Raw genomic sequence first — 19,624 nt, 5'->3', positions numbered from 1 at the left:
TTAGAGGACACGAGGGGGCACGGCGACGACGATGAGATTTCTGGACGGGCATCAACCCGGATACGACCTGACCTACAACGACGTCTTCGTCATGCCGAACCGCTCGGAGGTCGCGTCACGCTTCGATGTCGACCTGTCCACCAACGACGGCTCGGGCACCACCATCCCGGTTGTGGTCGCCAACATGACCGCGGTGGCCGGGCGGCGAATGGCCGAGACGATCGCCCGGCGCGGCGGCCTGGTCATCCTGCCGCAAGACATTCCGATCACCGCGGTGCAGCAGACTGTGGACTTCGTCAAGAGCCGCGACCTGGTTCTCGACACCCCGGTGGTGCTGGCCCCCGACGATTCGGTGTCCGATGCGACGGCGCTGATCCACAAGCGCGCGCACGGGGTCGCCGTCATCGTCTTCGAGGGCCGCCCGATGGGTTTGGTGAGCGAATCGTGCTGCCTCGGCGTGGACCGCTTCACCAGGGTGCGCGACGTCGCGATCACCGATTTCGTCACCGCCCCAGTCGGCACCGAGCCGCGCAAGATCTTCGACCTACTCGAGCACGCCCCGATCGGGGTCGCCGTGGTGACGAACGCGGATGGGACGCTGGCCGGCGTGCTCACCCGCACCGGGGCCATCCGGACCGGCCTCTACACCCCGGCGGTCGACGCCCGCGGGCGGCTGCGGGTGGGCGCGGCCGTCGGCATCAACGGCGACGTGGGGGCCAGGGCGCGCTCCCTGGTAGAGGCGGGTGTCGACGTGCTCGTCATCGACACCGCACACGGACACCAGGTCAAGGCGCTCGAGGCGATCCGCACGGTCTCCTCGCTCCAACTCGGTGTGCCGCTCGTGGCGGGCAACGTCGTCTCCGCGGAAGGCACCCGCGATCTGCTCGGCGCCGGGGCGGACATCGTCAAGGCCGGCGTCGGCCCCGGGGCGATGTGCACGACCCGGATGATGACCGCCGTGGGACGCCCGCAATTCTCGGCCGTCGTCGAATGCGCTTCGGCGGCAAGGCAATTGGGAGGGCATGTCTGGGCCGACGGCGGCGTCCGGCATCCGCGGGACGTGGCGCTGGCGCTGGTGGCCGGCGCGTCCAACGTGATGATCGGATCGTGGTTCGCCGGCACCTACGAATCGCCCGGGGACCTGCTGCGCGACCGCGAGGACCAGCCCTACAAGGAGAGCTATGGCATGGCGTCCAAGCGGGCGGTGGTCGCCCGCAGCGCCGCCGACACCGCCTTCGACCGTGCCCGCAAAGCGCTGTTCGAGGAAGGCATTTCGACGTCGCGGATGGATCTGGACCCCGACCGCGGTGGCGTCGAGGATTTGATCGACCACATCACCTCGGGCGTGCGGAGTACGTGCACATACGTCGGCGCCGCAAACCTGACGGAGCTCTACGAGCGGGCCGTCGTCGGGGTGCAGTCGACCGCGGGCTTCGCCGAAGGCCATCCGCTGCCGCTGGGCTGGTGACGCGCCCGGCCGACAAGGGTTATGCGTCGAGGGTCGGGCGTTCCAGCGCGTAGAGCGACATGCGCCGGTTTCCGGTGTCGTGTTCGCCGAGGAACGTGCAGCCGGCGGCCTCGCACACCCGGCGCGCCGTGGTGTTGCGGTGGTCGGGGTCGAACATGACGCGCCGGCACCGGGGCTCCGCGGACAAGACGCTGCCCACGATTTGCGGCAACAGCATCGGGCCCAGCCCCCGGTTCACCAGGGCGAGGTCGGCGATGGCGGCGTGCAGCCCCAGGTCGTACGGCTCGGCGTCGTAGTAATGCGAGATCAGATCCTTTGCACCCCAATATAATTCGAGGTAAGCGCAATCCTTCCCGTCGATGCTGCCGAGCAGCGGCAGCGAATACGTCCCGTCCAGCTGTGCGCCCAGATGCTGGGCCCACCGCGGGGCCGGCCAGTCGTATTCCCAGGCCGCCGCCAGGTGCGGGCGGTTCATCCATTCCGCGACCATGCCCGCGTCCTCGCGGTGCGCCACACGCAGCGCGAAGGGGGGCTCCAGGGCAGGCACCGGCGGCCGCGCAATGCGCGCGATCTCGTCGGATACCTCGAAGCGCTCGCGCGGAAGGACTTGGGCCGATCGGGTTTCGGGTGGGGAAGCCATAGTGCGCAAAGCCTACCTGAGTAAGGTTAGGCAACCCATAGTCGGGTTGCGCCAGGGGGCACGGGCGGGCGGTGCCGAAAACGGTGGTTGGTCGAGGGCGGGGCGTACCGGGCTACCATAAATCAGCAAAGACGGAGGCGACCGCGTCCGCACCGGTTTTCAGGCAGCGAAGGGATTGACGTGCCGCAGGCACCCGTGCAGGACATGGGCTTGTCGGCGCGGCAGCCCTCGGGCGAGCCGCCCGATGCGGAGCCTTCCCCGGCGATCCGGGCACAGCGGTCGGCCAGCGGGCGGCGTGATCGATGAACGTCAGCGTCACCGTCATCAGCGTCTTGGCCATCGCGGTCCTCATCTTCGGCAACGCGGTCTTCGTCGCCGCCGAGTTCTCGCTCACGACGCTGGACCGCAGCGCGGTGGAGGCCAACGCCCGCGGCGGCGGTCGCCGCGATCGCGCGATCCGGCGCGCCCACCAGAAGTTGTCGTTCCAGCTGTCCGGCGCCCAATTGGGCATCTCCGCCACCACTTTGGCGGCCGGGTACCTGACCGACCCGATGCTGGCCGACCTGCCACACCCGTGGTTTGACGCGATCGGGATATCCGACCGGGCGGCCGACGCGATCATGGCGGTCCTGGCGTTGGTCATCGTCACCTCGGTGTCGATGGTGTTCGGCGAGCTGGTGCCGAAATACCTTGCCGTCGCCCGGCCGCTGTCCACCGCGCGGGCCGTGGTGGGCGTTCAGCTGCTCTTCTCGTTGCTGTTCACCCCGGCGATCCGACTCACCAACGGCGTGGCGAACTGGATCGTGCGCCAGCTGGGCATCGAGCCGGCCGAAGAGCTGCGGTCGGCGCGGTCGCCGCAGGAACTGTTGTCGCTGGTGCGTTCTTCGGCGCGCAGCGGCTCCCTCGATGCGGCCACGGCGGCGCTGGTGCGGCGCTCGCTGCAATTCGGCGGCCGGACCGCCGAGGAACTGATGACGCCCAGGTCCAAGATCGTGGCACTGCAGACCGACGACACTGTCGCCGACCTGGTGGCCGCGGCCGCCGAGTCGGGATTCTCCCGCTTCCCGATCGTCGACGGCGACCTCGACGAAACGGTCGGCATCGTCCACGTCAAACAGGTGCTGGCCATCCCGGCGGCCGAGCGGCCGCGCACGCGGTTGACGACGGTGGCGCAGCCCGTTCCGGTGGTGCCGTCGACGCTGGACGGCGACGCGGTCATGGCCGAAATCCGCGCCAACAGCCTGCAGACCGCGATGGTGGTGGACGAATACGGTGGCACGGCGGGCATGGTGACCCTAGAGGACCTGATCGAGGAGATCGTGGGAGATGTCCGCGACGAACACGACGACGCCACTCCGGATGTGGTGGCGGCCGGCACCGGTTGGCGCGTTTCGGGTTTGCTGCGCATCGACGAGGTGGCCACGGCCACCGGCTTCCGGGCCCCGGAAGGGCCCTACGAGACCATCGGCGGGCTGGCGCTGCGCGAATTCGGCCACATCCCGGTGGCCGGCGAGACGGTGAAGCTGCCGTCGTTGGACGCCGACGGGCTGTTGGACACCTCACTGCGCTGGCAGGCGACCGTCATCCGGATGGAGGGGCGCCGGATCGACCTGCTGGAGCTGATCGAGTTGCGCGGCCACGGCGACGCCCCGGCGGCAAGGGGGCAACGATGAGCGACCCCCTGGGCGTGGTGCTGGCGATCCTGCTGATCGGCGTCAACGCGTTCTTCGTCGGCGCGGAGTTCTCGTTGATCTCGGCCCGCCGCGACCGCCTGGAGGCGCTGGCCGAACAGGGTAAGGCGCGGGCGGTCACGGTGATCCGCGCCGGAGAGCAGCTGCCGGCCATGCTGGCCGGGGCCCAGTTGGGCGTGACCGCCGCCTCGCTGCTGCTCGGGCGGATCGGCGAGTCGGCGGTCTCCAGCCTGCTGAGCTCGGCGCTGGGGCTGACAAGCATTCCCCCGGCGCTGCTGCACACGTTGTCGTTCGCGATCGCGTTGGCGATCGTGGTGACGCTGCACGTGCTGCTGGGCGAGATGGTGCCCAAGAACATCGCGCTGGCCGGGCCCGAGCGCACGGCGATGCTGCTGGTGCCGCCCTACCTGGCCTACGTGCGAGCCGCCCGGCCGTTCATCGTGTTCTACAACAAGTGCGCCAGCGTGGTGGTGCGCGCGCTCGGCGTGGAACCCAAGGAAGGGCTCGAGATCACAGTCTCCCCCATCGAGCTCAGCGAGATGATCGCCGAATCGGAATCGCAGGGGCTGCTGGACCGCGAGGAACACACCAGGCTGACCCGGGCGCTGCAGATCGGCACCCGGGTGGTCGGCGACGTGGCGGTTCCGCTCGCCGATGTCCACGCCGTACCGGTGTCCGCGGCGGGCGCCGGCCCGACGATCGGCGCCGTCGAGCAAGCCCTGGCCCAGACCGGCTACTCGCGGTTCCCCGTGACGAACGTCAACGGCGACTTCATCGGCTACCTGCACATCAAGGACATGCTGACGCTCGGTGACGACCCGCAGACGGTGATCGACCTGGCGACGGTGCGGCCCCTTCCGCGGCTGCCCAGGTCCCTGCCGTTGGCGGACGCGTTGTCGCGGATGCGCCGCAGCAACAGCCATCTGGCGCTGGTGACCGGCGCGGGCGGCGACGTGGTCGCGATGGTGGCGATGGAAGACCTGGTCGAGGACCTCGTCGGCACGATGCGCGACGCATAGGGGTGGTGGTCGCCGGGTAGTGCTGCGGCGAGCCCGTATGATTTTCATCGGCTACCGGTCAAGAAAGTGCTGGAGGGCGCAGGGTCCCCGGCTCGCGGATGCGTTGCTGGAATTCGATCCCCGGGCTCGCCGCAGCGGCACGGTTGGAGCTGTCAGCGGGGTCTGACCTGGTGTGGCGGGTCGGGCGGATACGCTCACCAGGCTGCTGCTCGGTAGGCTGAAGGCATTGCCGCCCCGAGCCAATGGCGGCTTGGTGAGGCTTCATTACGGAGGAGAAACATGACTGATCGCGTGTCGGTGGGGAACCTGCGCGTCGCCCGAGTGCTCTACGACTTCGTGAACAACGAGGCCCTGCCCGGCACCGACATCGACCCGGACAGCTTCTGGGCGGGAGTCGACAAAGTCGTCACCGACCTCACGCCGCGGAACCAGGACTTGCTGAACCGCCGCGACGAGCTGCAGGCCCAGATCGACAAGTGGCACCGGCAACGCGTGATCGAGCCCTTCGATGTCGATGCCTACCGCCAGTTCATCACCGAAATCGGTTACCTGCTGCCCGAACCCGAGGATTTCACGATCACGACCTCGGGTGTCGACGACGAGATCACCACGACCGCGGGTCCGCAGCTGGTGGTGCCCGTGCTCAACGCCCGCTTCGCGCTGAACGCTGCGAACGCGCGCTGGGGCTCCCTGTACGACGCCCTGTACGGCACCGACGTCATCCCCGAGAGTGACGGCGCCGAAAAGGGAACGAGCTACAACAAGGTCCGCGGCGACAAGGTGATCGCCTATGCGCGCAACTTCCTCGACCAAGCGGTGCCGCTGGAATCAGGCTCCTGGGCCGACGCGACCGGACTGTCCGTCGAAGACGGCCGGCTGAAGGTCGCGACCGCCGACGGATCCGTCGACCTGGCCAGCCCGGAGAAGTTCGTCGGATACACCGGCGAGCTCGGCTCCCCCGACTGGTCGGTGCTCGTTGCCAACCACGGCCTGCACATCGAGATCCTGATCGACCCCGAGTCGCCGGTCGGCAAGACCGACCGCGCGGGCATCAAGGACGTCATCCTGGAGTCGGCCGTCACCACGATCATGGACTTCGAGGACTCGGTGGCCGCCGTCGACGCCGACGACAAGGTGCTCGGCTACCGCAATTGGCTCGGCCTGAACAAGGGCGACCTATCCGAAGAGGTCGACAAGGGCGGCAAGACCTTCACCCGGGTGCTCAACCAGGACCGCACCTACACCACCCCCGACGGTGAGGGCCAGTTGACCCTGCCGGGCCGCAGCCTGCTGTTCGTGCGGAACGTGGGTCACCTGATGACCAACGACGCCATCGTGAGAACCGAGGCCAACGGCGAAGAAACAGAAGTGTTCGAGGGCATCATGGACGCGCTGTTCACCGGCCTGACGGCGATCCACGGCCTGAAGACGGGCGACGTCAACGGCCCGTTGGCCAACAGCCGCACCGGGTCGATCTACATCGTCAAGCCCAAGATGCACGGCCCCGACGAGGTCGCCTTCACCTGCGAGCTGTTCAGCCGCGTCGAAGACGTCCTGGGCCTGCCGCAGGCCACCCTCAAGGTCGGCATCATGGACGAGGAACGGCGCACCACCGTCAACCTCAAGGCGTGTATCAAGGCCGCCGCTGACCGGGTCGTGTTCATCAACACCGGCTTCCTGGACCGCACCGGCGACGAGATCCACACGTCGATGGAAGCCGGTCCGATGATCCGCAAGGGCGCGATGAAGAACACGACGTGGATCAAGGCCTACGAGGACGCCAACGTCGACATCGGGCTGGCCGCCGGCTTCAAGGGCAAGGCGCAGATCGGCAAGGGCATGTGGGCGATGACCGAGCTGATGGCCGACATGGTCGAGCAGAAGATCGGCCAACCGAAGGCGGGCGCCACCACCGCGTGGGTGCCCTCGCCGACGGCGGCCACCCTGCACGCGATGCACTACCACTACGTCGACGTCGGCGCCGTCCAGGACGAGCTGGCGGGCAAGCATCGCACCACGATCGAGGAATTGTTGACCATTCCGCTGGCCAAGGAACTGGCCTGGGCCCCCGAGGAGATCCGCGAGGAGGTCGACAACAACTGCCAGTCGATCCTCGGCTACGTGGTGCGCTGGGTCGCCCAGGGAGTCGGCTGCTCAAAGGTGCCCGACATCCACGACGTGGCGCTCATGGAAGACCGTGCCACGCTGCGGATTTCGAGCCAGCTGCTGGCCAACTGGCTGCGCCACGGCGTGATCACCGAGGAGGACGTGCGGGCCAGCCTGGAGCGCATGGCGCCGCTGGTGGATGCGCAGAACGCCAAAGATGCGGCGTACCTGCCGATGGCGCCCAACTTCGACGACAGCCTGGCATTCCTGGCCGCCCAGGACCTGATCCTGACCGGGACGCAGCAGCCGAACGGCTACACCGAGCCGATCCTGCATCGCCGTCGGCGCGAAGTTAAGGCTCGCGCCGCGCAATCACATTGAGCGCGTACCTTAATCGGGCTCACCACCCACGGATGCCGCTGGCGACTAAGATCAGCGGCGGGTACAGGACCAATCGGATGATTCGACGGAAAGGCGACGGGCACCGCTATGGGTAGGCACAGTTTGCCCGACCCTGGGGATTCCGTCGACGAGCCATACGGGAGAGGCGAGCCGGATGCCGGCCCCGAGGGCTCGGACGAGGCGCACTATCCGGCCGACGAAGAGCCCTACGCCACCGACCACGCGTTCGAGGGTGGCACGGCCGACGAGTACCCGGACTTCCCGCCGCGGCAGCCGGGCCCGTCGAGTTCGGAGCCGCCGGCCGCGTCGCCGTCACTGCTTGGCCGCGGGCACCGGGGACTGGGCGATTGGCGGGGCGGCCACCGCAGCGAGGGCGGGCGCCGGGGGGTCAGCATCGGCGTGATCGTGGCCCTCGTCGCCGTCATCGTGGTGGTGGGCACCGTCATCCTGTGGAGCTTCTTCGGTGACGCGTTATCCAACCGCTCGCACAAGGCCGCCGGGCGCTGCGTGGGCGGCACGGAGACGGTCGCGGTCATCGCCGACCCGTCGATCGCCGATTCCGTGCAGCAATTCGCGCAGAGCTACAACTCCACGGCCGGCCCGATCGGTGACCACTGCGTGCAGGCCAGCGTCAAACCGGCCGACTCCGAGGCAGTCCTGAACGGCTTCATCGGCAAGTGGCCCGCCGAGCTCGGCCCGCAGCCGGCATTGTGGGTACCCGGCAGCTCGGTTTCGGCCGCGCGGCTCGCCGGGGCCACGGCGCAGAAGACGATCACCGACAGCCGCTCGCTGGTGACGTCGCCGGTGGTGCTCGCCGTCCGGCCGGAACTACAGCAAGCCCTGGCCAACCAGAACTGGGCGGCGCTGCCCGGGCTGCAAACCAATCCGAATGGATTGGCCGGCGTGAACCTGCCGGCGTGGGGGTCGCTGCGGCTGGCCCTCCCGATGACCGGCAACGCTGACGCGGCGTTTTTGGCCGGGGAGGCGGTCGCGGCCGCATCGGTGCCGCCCGGCGCGCCGGCGACGCAGGGCACCGGCGCGGTACGCACCCTGCTGAGCGCGCAGCCCAAACTGGCCGACAACTCGCTGACCGAGGCGATGAACACCCTGCTGAAGCCCGGGGACGCGGCGGCCGCACCGGTACACGCGGTGATCACCACCGAGCAGCAGCTGTTCCAGCGCGGCCAGTCGGTGCCAAACGCCAAGGGCGCGTTGGCTTCCTGGCTGCCGTCCGGGCCGGTGCCGGTCGCCGACTACCCCACGGTGCTGCTCAGCGGCTCGTGGCTGACCAAGGACCAAACCTCGGCGGCCAGCGAGTTCGCCCGCTTCATGCACAAGCCCGAGCAACTCGCCAAGCTGGCCAAGGCCGGCTTCCGGGTCAACGGGGTCACACCGCCGAGCAGCCCGGTCACCACGTTCCCGGCGCTGCCTGCGGCGCTGTCGGTGGGTGACGACGCGATGCGCGCCACGTTGGCCGAGGCCATGGCCACCCCGTCGAGCGGGCTGGCCGCGACCATCATGCTCGACCAGTCCATGCCCGGCCAGGAAGGCGGGAAGTCCCGGCTGGCGAACGTGATCGCGGCGCTGCAGGACAAGATCAGGGCGCTGCCGCCCACCTCCGTGGTCGGACTGTGGACGTTCGACGGCCGCGAGGGACGTTCGGAGGTGCGCGGCGGTCCGCTGGGCGACCCCGTCAATGGGCAGCCGCGCTCGGCGGCGCTGACCGCCGCGCTGGACAAGCAATACTCGTCGGCCGGCGGCGCGGTGTCGTTCACGACCCTGCGCCTGGTCTACCAAGACCTGCAGGCCAATTACCACGCGGGCCAGACCAACTCGATACTCGTCATCACCGCGGGCCCGCACACCGACCAAACCCTCGACGGCCCCGGGCTGCAGGAATTCATCCGCAAGAGCGCGGACCCGGCCAAGCCCATCGCGGTGAACGTCATCGACTTCGCCGGCGACCCGGATCGCCCGACGTGGGAAGCGGTCGCCCAGCTCAGCGGCGGTGGCTATCAGAACCTCGCCACATCGGCGTCCCCGGACCTCGCCGCGGCAATCAGCGCCTTCCTGAGCTGAGGCCGCACGAAGGTTGCGGCGGGGTCTTCACGGTCAGGACCGCGACTTGCCGCTAGGCTCAATCGAGGTTGATTCCGCGGCCGACGCTATGGAAAGCAGTCGAAGGCTTCCGGTTCAGCGCCTTCCACTCCATCCGGAGGGCGCCCGATGATGCGCGCGTCCGCGAAGGTGACCGGGGTGGTATGCGAAAGGAAGATCCACAACGGCAATGACGAAGCTGATTACAGGGCAAGCGCTTCCGGATGTGGTTGTCACCGGGATGGCGATGACCACCGCATTGGCCACCGACGCCGAGACCACCTGGAAGTTGCTGCTCGACTGCCAAAGTGGAATCCGGGAGCTGGACGACCCGTTCGTGGAGGAGTTTGACCTGCCGGTTCGCATCGGCGGGCACCTGCTGGAGGAATTCGACGCCGAGCTGAACCCCGCCGAGCTGCGCAGGATGGGCTACCTGGCGAGGCTGTCCGCCGTCGTCAACCGGAGGGCGTGGGACCACGCCGGCTCCCCCGAGGTCGACCCCAACCGCCTGCTGGTGTCCATCGGCACCGGTTTCGGTTCCGGCGAGGAGTTGGTGTTCGCCCGCGACACACTGCGCGCCCGTGGCGTGAAGGCGGTCTCGCCGCTGGCCGTCAGCAAGTACATGCCCGACGCCGCCGCCCAGGCGGTGGGGCTGGAACGCCACGCCAGGGCCGGCGTGATGACACCGGTGTCGGCGTGTGCGTCCGGGTCGGAAGCGATCGCACGCGCCTGGCAGGCGATCGTGTTCGGTGAGGCCGACGTTGCGATCTGCGGCGGCGTCGAGACCAAGATCGACGCCGTGCCCATCTCCGCCTTCGCCAACATGCGGATCGTGATGTCGACGAACAACGCGAATCCGGCGGGTGCGTGCCGCCCGTTTGACAAGGACCGCGACGGCTTCGTGTTCGGCGAGGCCGGTGCGCTGATAGTGCTGGAGACCGAGGACCACGCCAAGGCGCGCGGGGCCCGCATCCTGGCCCGGTTGATGGGGGCCGGCGTGACGTCCGACGGCTACCACATGGTGGCGCCGGACCCGAGCGGGAGTCGCGCGGGCCAGGCGATGACGCGCGCCATCCAGCTCGCGGGTCTCACACCTGGCGATATCGACCACGTCAACGCCCATGCCACCGGGACGCAGATCGGTGACCTGGCCGAGGCCAAGGCCATCAACAACGCGCTGGGCGGCAACAGGCCGGCGGTGTACGCGCCCAAATCGGCGCTGGGGCATTCGGTCGGCGCGGTCGGGGCGGTGGAGTCGATACTGACCGTGCTGGCGTTGCGTGATCAGATCGTTCCGCCGACGTTGAACCTGGAAAACCTCGACCCGGAAATCGATTTGGATGTGGTGTCGGGTAATCCGCGGCGCGGCAACTACCGGTACGCCATCAACAATTCGTTCGGGTTCGGCGGGCACAACGTCGCGCTGGCCTTCGGCCGATACTGACGTTGTGGGCATCGATTTCACCCCCGACCCCCAGCTCTACCCGTTCCGGTCGCGCTGGTTCGACAGCTCCCGGGGACGGATGCATTACATCGACGAAGGCCCCTCCGATTTCAAAGGGCCGCCGATCCTGTTCTGCCACGGCAATCCGACGTGGAGCTTCCTGTATCGCAACGTCGTCGTCGCGCTGCGGGACCGGTTCCGCTGCATCGCACCGGATTACCTCGGGTTCGGGCTTTCGGATCGACCGGCGGGGTTCGGCTACAAGATCGACGAGCACGCCCGGGTGGTCGGCGAGTTCATCGACCACCTCGGTCTGGACGGCTACCTGACGATGGGCCAGGACTGGGGCGGCCCCATCAGCATGGCGGTCGCGGTGGAACGGGCCGAGCGGGTGTGCGGCGTCATCCTGGGCAACACCTGGTTCTGGCCGACGGACGAGTTGACCACCAAGCTGTTCAGCCGGGTGATGTCAAGCCCGCCAATGCAATACGCGATCCTGCGCCGCAACTTCTTTGTCGAGCGTCTCATCCCCGCGGGCACCCAGCACCGCCCCAGCGCAGCGGTGATGCAGCATTACCGGGCCGTGCAGCCTAGCCCCGACGCGCGCAGGGGCGTCGCCGAGATGCCCAAGCAGATCCTGGCCGCCGCTCCCCTGTTGGGACGGCTCGCCCGGGAGGTGCCGGCCCGGCTGGGCGGCAAACCCGCCCTGTTCGTCTGGGGCATGAAGGATTTCGCGTTTCGGCCCGGCCCCTCCCTGCCGCGCATGCGCGCGACGTTCCCCGACCATGTCCTGGTCGAGCTGCCCAACGCCAAGCACTTCATCCAGGAGGATGCACCGGATCAGATCGCCGCGGCGATCATCGAGCGTTTCGGTTGAGGCCCGCGACCGTAACCACACCGCGAAAAATGCTGCCGAATTTCGCAGGGAGATTACGCTCGCGGTCGGTGCGCTAGACGAACGCCTCCACCGGCGGGCACGAGCAGACCAGGTTGCGGTCGCCGTAGGCGCCGTCGATGCGCCGCACCGGCGGCCACACCTTAGGCCGGAAGTCCTTGCCCAGCGGATAGGCGGCCTCTTCGCGGGTGTACGGGTGCTCCCACTCGGCGATCAGCAGGCACTCCGCGGTGTGCGGCGCGCCCCGCAGCGGATTGTCGTCAACGGGCCACTCCCCCGCGCCGACCCGGTCGATCTCGCGCCGGATGGCGATCATGGCTTCGCAGAAGGCGTCGACCTCAGTCAGGGTCTCGCTCTCGGTGGGCTCCACCATGAGCGTCCCGGCGACCGGGAAGCTCATCGTCGGGGCATGAAAACCATAGTCCGCCAACCGTTTTGCGACATCGTCGACGGTCACGCCGGTCGACTTGCTGATCCCGCGCAGATCCAGGATGCATTCGTGGGCCACCATCCCGTTCTCCCCGGTGTAGAGCACCTGGAAGTACTCGTCGAGACGGCGGGCGATGTAGTTGGCCGAGGCGATGGCGGTCAGCGACGCCGCCCGCAGGCCGTCGGCGCCCATCATCCTGATGTAGGCCCAGCTGATCGGGAGGATGGAGGCGGACCCGTAGGGCGCCGACGACACCGGATGGCCCTGGGGCAATTCGGGAGCGTACGGGTGGCCCGGCAGGAAGGGGGCCAGGTGCGAACGCACCGCCACCGGGCCGACCCCCGGTCCCCCGCCCCCGTGCGGGATGCAGAACGTCTTGTGCAGGTTGAGGTGGCTGACGTCGCCGCCGAACTTCCCGGGCCGCGCCAGGCCGACCAGCGCATTGAGGTTGGCGCCGTCGACGTACACCTGGCCGCCGGCGTCGTGAACCGCGGCGCAGATCTCGGCGATGTCGTGCTCGTAGACGCCGTGGGTTGACGGATAGGTGACCATCAGCGTCGACAGCTGGTCGCCGTGCCCGCTGACCTTGGCGCGCAGGTCGTCGAGGTCGACGTCGCCGTTGTCATGGCAGGCGACCACGACCACCCGCATGCCGGCCAACGCCGCCGACGCCGCGTTGGTGCCGTGCGCGCTGGACGGGATCAGGCAGATGTTGCGGTGCGGTTCGCCCCGGCTGGCGTGGTAGTTGTGGATGGCCAGCAGGCCGGCGTATTCGCCCTGCGAGCCCGCGTTGGGCTGCAGGGACACGGCGTCGTAGCCGGTGATCTGCACCAGCCAGCGCTCCAGGTCACCGATGAGGCGACGCAGCCCCCGCGTGTCCGACGCCGGGGCGAACGGATGCTGACGGGCGAACTCCGGCCAGGTGATCGGTTCCATCTCCGCGGCGGCGTTGAGCTTCATCGTGCACGAGCCGAGCGGAATCATGCTGCGATCCAATGCGACATCTTTGTCCGCCAGCGTGCGCAGGTAGCGCATCATCGCCGTTTCGGTGCGGTACTGGGTGAACGCCGGATGGGTCAAGAACTCCGAGGTGCGGGTCGCGATGTCGACGGCGACGGGCCCGGCAGCCGGCACGCCGAACGCCTCCAGCACGGAAGCCACATGGGCGTCCGTGGTGGCCTCGTCGCAGGCCACCGACACGTGGTCGGCGTCGACGCGCCACACGTTGACGCCCTTCGCCTTGGCCGCGGCCACCACTTCATCGGCACGCCCCGGAACCCGGGCCAGCACGGTGTCGAAGAACTCCTCGTGCACCAGCGCCGTGTCGGCCGCCGAGGCCAGCGCGGCGGCGAGCGTCTCGGCGTGGGCGTGCGCGCGACGGGCGATCTCGGCCAGCCCGTCGGCGCCGTGGTAGCTGGCGTACATCGCGGCCAGCACCGCCAGCAGCACCTGAGCGGTGCAGATGTTGCTGGTCGCCTTGTCGCGGCGGATGTGTTGCTCGCGCGTCTGCAGCGCCAGCCGGTACGCCGGGGACCCGTCGGCATCGATCGACACGCCGACCAGCCGGCCCGGCAGCTGGCGGGCATGCTTGGAGTGCACCGACAGGTATCCGGCGTGCGGGCCACCGAATCCCATTGGCACACCGAATCGTTGGGTGGTGCCGAACGCGACGTCGGCACCGATGTCGCCGGGCGGAGTGATCAGCGTGCACGCCAGCAGGTCGGCGCCGATCGCGACCAGTGCGCCACGATCGTGGGCCTGCTCCACCAGGCCCGCCCAGTCGGTGATCCGGCCGCTGGCGCCGGGCAGCTGGGTGACGACGCCGAAGAACTCGCCGTCGGGCAGGCCGTCACGCAGGTCGGCGGTGACGATCTCGATGCCCAGCGGCTGGGCCCGCGTCGCCAATACGGCCGCGGTCTGGGCGAACAGATCGGCGTCGACGGCCAGCCGGTGCGACGTGCCACGGGTCGCGCGGTGCATCAGCGTCATGGCCTCGGCGGCCGCGGTGCCCTCATCGAGCATCGAGGCGTTGGCGACCTCCAGTCCGGTCAGGTCGGCCACCATCGTCTGGAAATTCAGCAGCGCCTCCAGCCGGCCCTGGCTGATCTCGGGCTGATACGGCGTGTAGGCGGTGTACCACGCCGGGTTTTCCAGGATGTTGCGCACCAGCACCGGCGGGGTGAGTGTGTCGTAGTAGCCCTGCCCGATCATCGAGACGGCCACCGTGTTGGCCTCGGCCAGTGCCCGCAGCTCGGCCAGCGCCTCGGTCTCGGTGACGGCGGCCGGCAACGCGTCCAGCCCCGGCGCCGCCCCGCTGGCGGTGGGCTTGTCGAGGATGCCCGCGGGAACCGCCTTGGCGGCCAGCTCGTCCAGCGAATCCACACCGATGACGGAAAGCATGGCCGCGACGGCCTGGGCGTCCGGGCCGATGTGGCGGGCTGCGAAGGTTGCTTGGTCGGGCACTGGCGAACTCCTGGTGTGGCGGTGACGAAGGCAGAGGACTAGGGGCCCTCTCCCTCTGTCTTCACCCGTTCACCGGGCGCCTGAGAGATTCGGCGCCGGGTGCTGACCCGCGCGCCTTTCCCCATCGGCGGGTGTCGACCGCTAGGGATCGTCACCGCTTTCCAGAGGCATCGTTAACTCGCGCGGTCCGGGTGCCTGAGAGGTTAGCGGAGAGGTGTTGCTCCTTCGGCGTCCGTGGCTGGCCGTCACGAAACTCTCCCGCACGAGTGCGATGCGGGGCCCAGTCTACGTGGTCGCGAGCGACCGTGTTGGTACGGGGACACGCCGTTGCGGGCGTACAGAAGTGGTCGCTCGCCGGGAAGCAATCAGCCGATCTTGCGGTCGCGGTGCTTGCGCCGGGACGCCAGCTCGTCTTCCGGGGCGGCGATCGACTCGCCGCCGTCGGCCCGCTCGCCGGGGAAGTCGGCGATCACGCCGGTCAGCTCGCGCATGGCGCCGGACACGGCGATGCCGAACACGCCCTGCCCACCCTGCAGCAGGTCGACGACCTCTTCGGCCGACGTGCACTCGTAAACCGTGGTGCCGTCGGAGAACAACGTGATGTTCGCCAGGTCCTGCACGCCGCGCTGGCGCAGATGGTCGACCGCAACCCTGATGTTGTGCAGCGAGATCCCGGTGTCGAGCAGCCGCTTGACGATCTTGAGGACCAGGATGTCCTTGAACGAGTAGAGCCGCTGGCTACCCGAGCCCGCCGCGCTGCGGATCGACGGGACCACCAGCGAGGTGCGCGCCCAGTAGTCCAGCTGGCGGTAGGTGATTCCGGCGATCTGGCAGGCACTCGGGCCGCGGTACCCGACCAACTCGTCGGGCACGGAGTCGTCGGGGAACAGTCCTGGCTGCACGGGCGCTTCCGGCGCGGCGGTCGGGTGGTCAGCTAGGTCCAGCTGTTCTTGGCGTGGCTGCTCGCTCACGGGGGTTTCCTCTCGCCGATCGCGCTTTCGTTTCCAGCTGCGTCACTGGCTGCATCGCAGCCACGTTTGCTCAGGCCCGAGTGCTAGAGAGCTTACGCTGTTCGATAGCCACCGCGCCCTTAAGTCGTGATCAAAGTATGGCTGCCGCCGGGCTAAGTGAGCGCGCTATCCGCCAGGCGTGTCGACATACCGGTGATAGTTGAGACAGATCCGTGATGTCGGTGTCCACGGTAGTACCCGCCCGGCGGGGTCCGCCAAGCCGGCAGAGGGGGCCGCAAAAGGGTCTAAGTGGCCTTGAAATCGTCGGGAGAAACGCTGTCGAGGAACTCCTTGAATTTCTCCACCTCGTCCTCGCGGACGGCGGTGCCCCCCTCTTCGTCGCTCTCGTCGGGGATGAGCAGGCCGGCCTGGGCCAGGACGGCCTCCTCGACGTAGATCGGAACGCCGACGCGCAGCGCTATCGCCACCGAGTCCGACGGCCGCGCCGACACGGTGATGTTGCGGTCGAAGACCAGGTCGGCGTAGAAGGTGCCCTCTTGCAGGTCGACGATCCGCACCTCTTTGAGCGAATGGCCAAGCGCAGCAATGACATCCCTGATCAGGTCGTGCGTCAGCGGGCGGGGCGGCTCGACGCCCTGCTGCTCGAGCGCGATGGCGGCAGCCTCCGATTGACCAATCCAGATCGGGAGGTATCGGTCGCCGTCGGTTTCGCGCAGTAACAGAACCGGCTGGTTCTGCGGCTGCTCCACGCGAATGCCGACAACACGAACTTCACCCATTTGTGTCTGCCCTCCGCATATGCTGCCGTGTCGGTGCTCGGTGCAACGACGACGCCGAATTACCGCTGTGCCGCTGAACACCAAGCTATCGACGAAGTCTAGTCCTCAGCGATGCAGAACGTCGCGAACGGCGGATTTGACCAGCGACGTGTGCAACGTGATGGCAAGCGCCGCCACCTCGCGCGCCAGGTCGTCGGCGCGATCGCGGGCGCCGGCCTTACCGGCTTTGACTACCGGCCCGGCGATTTGGGCGATCAGGTCGGATTGCCGGTCGGCCGCGGAGCGGAAAGCCCGCAGGTGTCGCGGCTCGACGCCGTATTCCGACAGCGCCCGTGCGCATTGCAGGATGACGACGGCGTGCTCGTCGAAGAAGCCGCCGGGGCCGGTGGTGATCACCCCCGCCTTGAGCAGCGCCGTCAACAGGTCGTCGCCCACCCCGGAGCGCTCGAGCAGAGCTTCACGACTCAGCCGGATGCTCGAAGGCGCCACCGCAGCGGTGTCGGATCCGGCCCCGGAGCCCGGCTCGGCGCCGGCCTGCCCGATCCCGGCCACGGACACCAGCCGCGGCGCGGCGTAGGCCGAGCCGAAGGGCGGCAGTTCACCGTCGGGTTGGGCGTCCAATTGCGCCCGGATGACTTTGAGCGGTAGGTAGTGATCGCGCTGCGCGGTCAGGATGAACCGCAACCGCGCGCAGTCGTACGCGGTGAATCTGCGATAGCCCGACGCGGCGCGCTGCGGCGTCACCAGTCCCTCGGCCTCCAAGAAGCGGATCTTGGAGATCGTGACATCGGGAAAGTCCGGCCTCAGCAGTTCCAGGACCGCCCCAATCGACATCCCGGCCAGTGCCGGGCTATCGGGTGCGCTCACTAGCCTCCGGATCCTCCGTTCTCACCCTGCTTGGGGCCGGTCAAAAACACCAAGCGGAACTTGCCGATCTGCACCTCGTCGCCGTTGGCTAGCACCGCCGAATCGACGGGCTCCCTGTTGACGTAGGTGCCATTGAGGCTACCGACATCCACCACGCTGAAGTCGTTGTTTTCCAACCTGAATTCGGCGTGGCGGCGACTGACGGTGACGTCATCGAGGAAGATGTCGCTGTCGGGATGCCGGCCCGCCGACGTGGTGGGCTGGTCGAGCAAGAATCGCGAACCGGCGTTGGGTCCCCGTTTGACGACGAGCAGCGCCGAGCCGGCCGGCAGGCCTTCCACCCCGGATACCGCGCTCTCGGTGCCCGCCTGCGCCGGAGCATCGAGCTCGTTGAGGAAGTCGGCACGAAAGACGGAGGTCGTCTCCACCGTGACTTCGTCAGAGGTCTGGTCTTTCCCCATATCGGAGTCCATGTCCGTCACGCGCTGCTCCTCACTGGCCGCTGTGGCGTTGTCTGACCGGGCCGCTCGGCCGGCTGCTCACTGGGTTTCTTCGCCCGGTACTGCCGATTACTAAGGCTGGTGCGTTCATGTGTCGCTCTGTCGACGGTACCGCGCATGGGTCTGCAACGTGCCCCCACCCGAGGATCGAAAGACCGATTGCCCGCCTCTCCCCCCGCCGGCCTGCCACGCCGTTCGCGTCGCCGCGCGGGGCTGGCAGGCACATTAGCAATCGTCATTCGGTCAGGGTTCCGCGGTAGGCCCCAGCGTCGAGCAGCGACGCGATGCCCGCCTCCAATGCGGCGGCGTCGGACACCTGGACATCCACCAGCCACCCGGCCCCGTAGGGTTCGGAGTTGACCAGCTGCGGACTGCCCTCCAGATCGGTATTGACCGCGGACACTTTGCCCGACACCGGGGCGTACAGGTCCGACACCGACTTCGTCGACTCGACCTCGCCGAACGATTCACCCGCGGTCAGCTCGGTGCCGACCTCGGGCAGCTGGACAAAGACGACATCGCCCAGCGCCGACTGCGCGAAGTCGGTGATCCCGACCCGTACGGTGTCCTCACCGCTTCGGCGAACCCACTCGTGTTCGGCGGTGTAGTGCAGATCGGGCGGGATTTCGCTCACAGCTAGTCCTGTTCTGTTGCGGATTGCTCACTTGACGGGCTGAGCGTATTGGTGCGGTTTCGGTTGTCGCAAGGTGGTCACGTCCACTCGGTCGGCCTGCCGGACGGACATCCGCGCACCGACGCGCTTGATGCTGTCCTCGGCACCGCCCGGAATGTTCATCGCTGCGGCCAGGGTCGGTGGATCCCCAATAGCCAGAATCGAATACGGGGGCGACAGCGTCTTGGTGTCGATGGTCAGCGAGCCAGGCATACCCACCACCCAGGTATCGACACCTACCCGCACGGATTGGTGCCCATCGTTGATTTCGATCGCCTCGGCGCCGGCGGCGCGCAGTTCGTTGATCACGTCGAGCATCACCTCCGGCGAGACCCCGGGCCCGGGGTCTTCGATCGTGACGGTGACGCCCGGCCCGGTGGCGCCCACCGCGCCGGCCAAGATCGACAGCGCCGCCAGCTTGGCCTGCGCGGCCGCAATGGCGGCCTGGTCGTTGTTGCCGGACGCCTGCAGGGAATTCAGCGTGTTCTGCAGTTCGCTCACTTCGGAGTTGAGGGTGGCCTCCCGTTGCCGTAACGAATCCAACAGCACCAGGAGGTCTGCGGGGCGCGCCGTTTCCAGCGAATCCCCCGACTCGTTCTGGCGGACCTGCGTGACGATGGCGATGCCCAACAGCAGGCACAGCAGCGCCGCCAACGTCCCGAACGCCAGCCGGGACCGCCCGCCGCGGATCAGCCCCGACAGTCCGGTGCGCCGCACCGGCCCGATCTCGGGGCGGGCGCTGTCGGCCGGCAGTTCGTGGCGGCCGTGCTGCGCCGGGCTTGCTGCGTCACGGCTTTCGGCGGCGCCGTCGGGCGGGTCCTGGCTCATGCTCACTTCATCCCCCGTCACGCCCCGAACAGCCTGCGCCGCAGCGCGGCGGCGTTGCCGAAGATGCGGATTCCCAGCACCACGATGATCGCGGTGGACAACTGCGTGCCCACGCCCAGTTGGTCGCCGACGTAAACGATCAGGGCAGCCACGAAAACGTTGAACACGAACGAGATCACGAAGACTTTCGGGTCGAAGATCCGCTCCAGATAGGCGCGCAACCCGCCGAACACCGCGTCGAGCGCCGCGACCACGGCGATGGGCAGGTACGGCTGGACGACCTCGGGCACGGCGGGGTGAAAGACGAGGCCGAGCACGATTCCGATCGCCAGCGCCGCGATGCCGATCATG

Annotated in this window: 16 protein-coding genes and 1 riboswitch; of the genes, 7 read left to right on the top strand and 9 right to left on the bottom strand. The window is 68.3% G+C overall.

Annotation, left to right across the window (positions count from 1 at the left end; genetic code table 11):
• The first annotated feature begins 31 nt into the window (after positions 1-31).
• Positions 32-1,468: a GuaB1 family IMP dehydrogenase-related protein gene (locus tag KXD96_RS16670; protein WP_260737708.1), complete on the top strand. Its 1,437-nt coding sequence runs from the start codon at positions 32-34 to the stop codon at positions 1,466-1,468.
• 19 nt (positions 1,469-1,487) lie between these two features.
• On the opposite strand, the gene KXD96_RS16665 is transcribed toward KXD96_RS16670, so the two are convergent.
• Positions 1,488-2,108, bottom strand: coding sequence for a GNAT family N-acetyltransferase (locus KXD96_RS16665; protein ID WP_260737705.1), 621 nt, complete (start codon positions 2,106-2,108; stop codon positions 1,488-1,490).
• Between the two features lie 302 nt (positions 2,109-2,410).
• On the opposite strand from KXD96_RS16665, the gene KXD96_RS16660 reads away from it, so the two are divergent.
• The 6 genes from KXD96_RS16660 (at position 2,411) to KXD96_RS16635 (ending at position 11,744) form a co-directional block, all read left to right on the top strand.
• The gene (locus tag KXD96_RS16660; protein ID WP_260737701.1) at positions 2,411-3,781 is read left to right on the top strand and encodes a hemolysin family protein; all 1,371 of its coding nucleotides are present in this window, start codon (positions 2,411-2,413) and stop codon (positions 3,779-3,781) included.
• On the top strand, positions 3,778-4,818 hold the full coding sequence (locus KXD96_RS16655) for a hemolysin family protein (protein ID WP_260737699.1): 1,041 nt from the start codon (positions 3,778-3,780) through the stop codon (positions 4,816-4,818). The genes KXD96_RS16660 and KXD96_RS16655 overlap by 4 nt, the downstream gene beginning before the upstream one ends.
• A 279-nt stretch (positions 4,819-5,097) precedes the next feature.
• Positions 5,098-7,305: a malate synthase G gene (locus KXD96_RS16650; protein ID WP_260737697.1), complete on the top strand. Its 2,208-nt coding sequence runs from the start codon at positions 5,098-5,100 to the stop codon at positions 7,303-7,305.
• Between the two features lie 108 nt (positions 7,306-7,413).
• The gene (locus KXD96_RS16645) at positions 7,414-9,405 is read left to right on the top strand and encodes a substrate-binding and VWA domain-containing protein (RefSeq protein ID WP_260737693.1); all 1,992 of its coding nucleotides are present in this window, start codon (positions 7,414-7,416) and stop codon (positions 9,403-9,405) included.
• Between the two features lie 208 nt (positions 9,406-9,613).
• A complete protein-coding gene (gene kasB, locus KXD96_RS16640; protein WP_260737691.1) occupies positions 9,614-10,867 on the top strand; it encodes a 3-oxoacyl-ACP synthase KasB in 1,254 nt (417 codons plus the stop codon).
• A gap of 4 nt (positions 10,868-10,871) precedes the next feature.
• Complete coding sequence (locus KXD96_RS16635) at positions 10,872-11,744, top strand: haloalkane dehalogenase (RefSeq protein ID WP_260737688.1); 873 nt, start codon at positions 10,872-10,874, stop codon at positions 11,742-11,744.
• A gap of 73 nt (positions 11,745-11,817) precedes the next feature.
• On the opposite strand, the gene gcvP is transcribed toward KXD96_RS16635, so the two are convergent.
• From gcvP to KXD96_RS16595, 8 genes are all read right to left on the bottom strand, one after another.
• On the bottom strand, positions 11,818-14,655 hold the full coding sequence (gene gcvP / locus KXD96_RS16630) for an aminomethyl-transferring glycine dehydrogenase (protein ID WP_260737687.1): 2,838 nt from the start codon (positions 14,653-14,655) through the stop codon (positions 11,818-11,820).
• Between the two features lie 173 nt (positions 14,656-14,828).
• Positions 14,829-14,926: riboswitch (glycine riboswitch) on the bottom strand.
• 94 nt (positions 14,927-15,020) lie between these two features.
• Positions 15,021-15,626 (bottom strand): MerR family transcriptional regulator, encoded by a 606-nt coding sequence (locus KXD96_RS16625; protein ID WP_260737685.1) that lies wholly within the window; start codon positions 15,624-15,626, stop codon positions 15,021-15,023.
• Positions 15,627-15,910: 284 nt separating this feature from the next.
• Positions 15,911-16,405 (bottom strand): bifunctional nuclease family protein, encoded by a 495-nt coding sequence (locus KXD96_RS16620; protein WP_007170013.1) that lies wholly within the window; start codon positions 16,403-16,405, stop codon positions 15,911-15,913.
• A gap of 105 nt (positions 16,406-16,510) precedes the next feature.
• A complete protein-coding gene (locus KXD96_RS16615; RefSeq protein ID WP_260737678.1) occupies positions 16,511-17,272 on the bottom strand; it encodes a MerR family transcriptional regulator in 762 nt (253 codons plus the stop codon).
• Positions 17,272-17,754: a glycogen accumulation regulator GarA gene (gene garA / locus KXD96_RS16610; RefSeq protein WP_260737676.1), complete on the bottom strand. Its 483-nt coding sequence runs from the start codon at positions 17,752-17,754 to the stop codon at positions 17,272-17,274. The genes KXD96_RS16615 and garA overlap by 1 nt, the downstream gene beginning before the upstream one ends.
• A gap of 253 nt (positions 17,755-18,007) precedes the next feature.
• Positions 18,008-18,406, bottom strand: a complete 399-nt coding sequence (gcvH, locus tag KXD96_RS16605; RefSeq protein WP_260737673.1) for a glycine cleavage system protein GcvH — start codon at positions 18,404-18,406, stop codon at positions 18,008-18,010.
• A gap of 27 nt (positions 18,407-18,433) precedes the next feature.
• Positions 18,434-19,273, bottom strand: coding sequence for a DUF881 domain-containing protein (locus KXD96_RS16600; RefSeq protein WP_260737670.1), 840 nt, complete (start codon positions 19,271-19,273; stop codon positions 18,434-18,436).
• Between the two features lie 17 nt (positions 19,274-19,290).
• Positions 19,291-19,623 (bottom strand): small basic family protein, encoded by a 333-nt coding sequence (locus KXD96_RS16595; protein WP_007170008.1) that lies wholly within the window; start codon positions 19,621-19,623, stop codon positions 19,291-19,293.
• Position 19,624 lies beyond the last annotated feature (1 nt).

This window comes from Mycobacterium sp. SMC-2 (genome assembly GCF_025263485.1).
Taxonomy (GTDB): Bacteria; Actinomycetota; Actinomycetes; order Mycobacteriales; family Mycobacteriaceae; genus Mycobacterium.
Note: the sequence above shows the minus strand (reverse complement) of the source record. Positions and strands in the feature narration are given on the sequence as shown.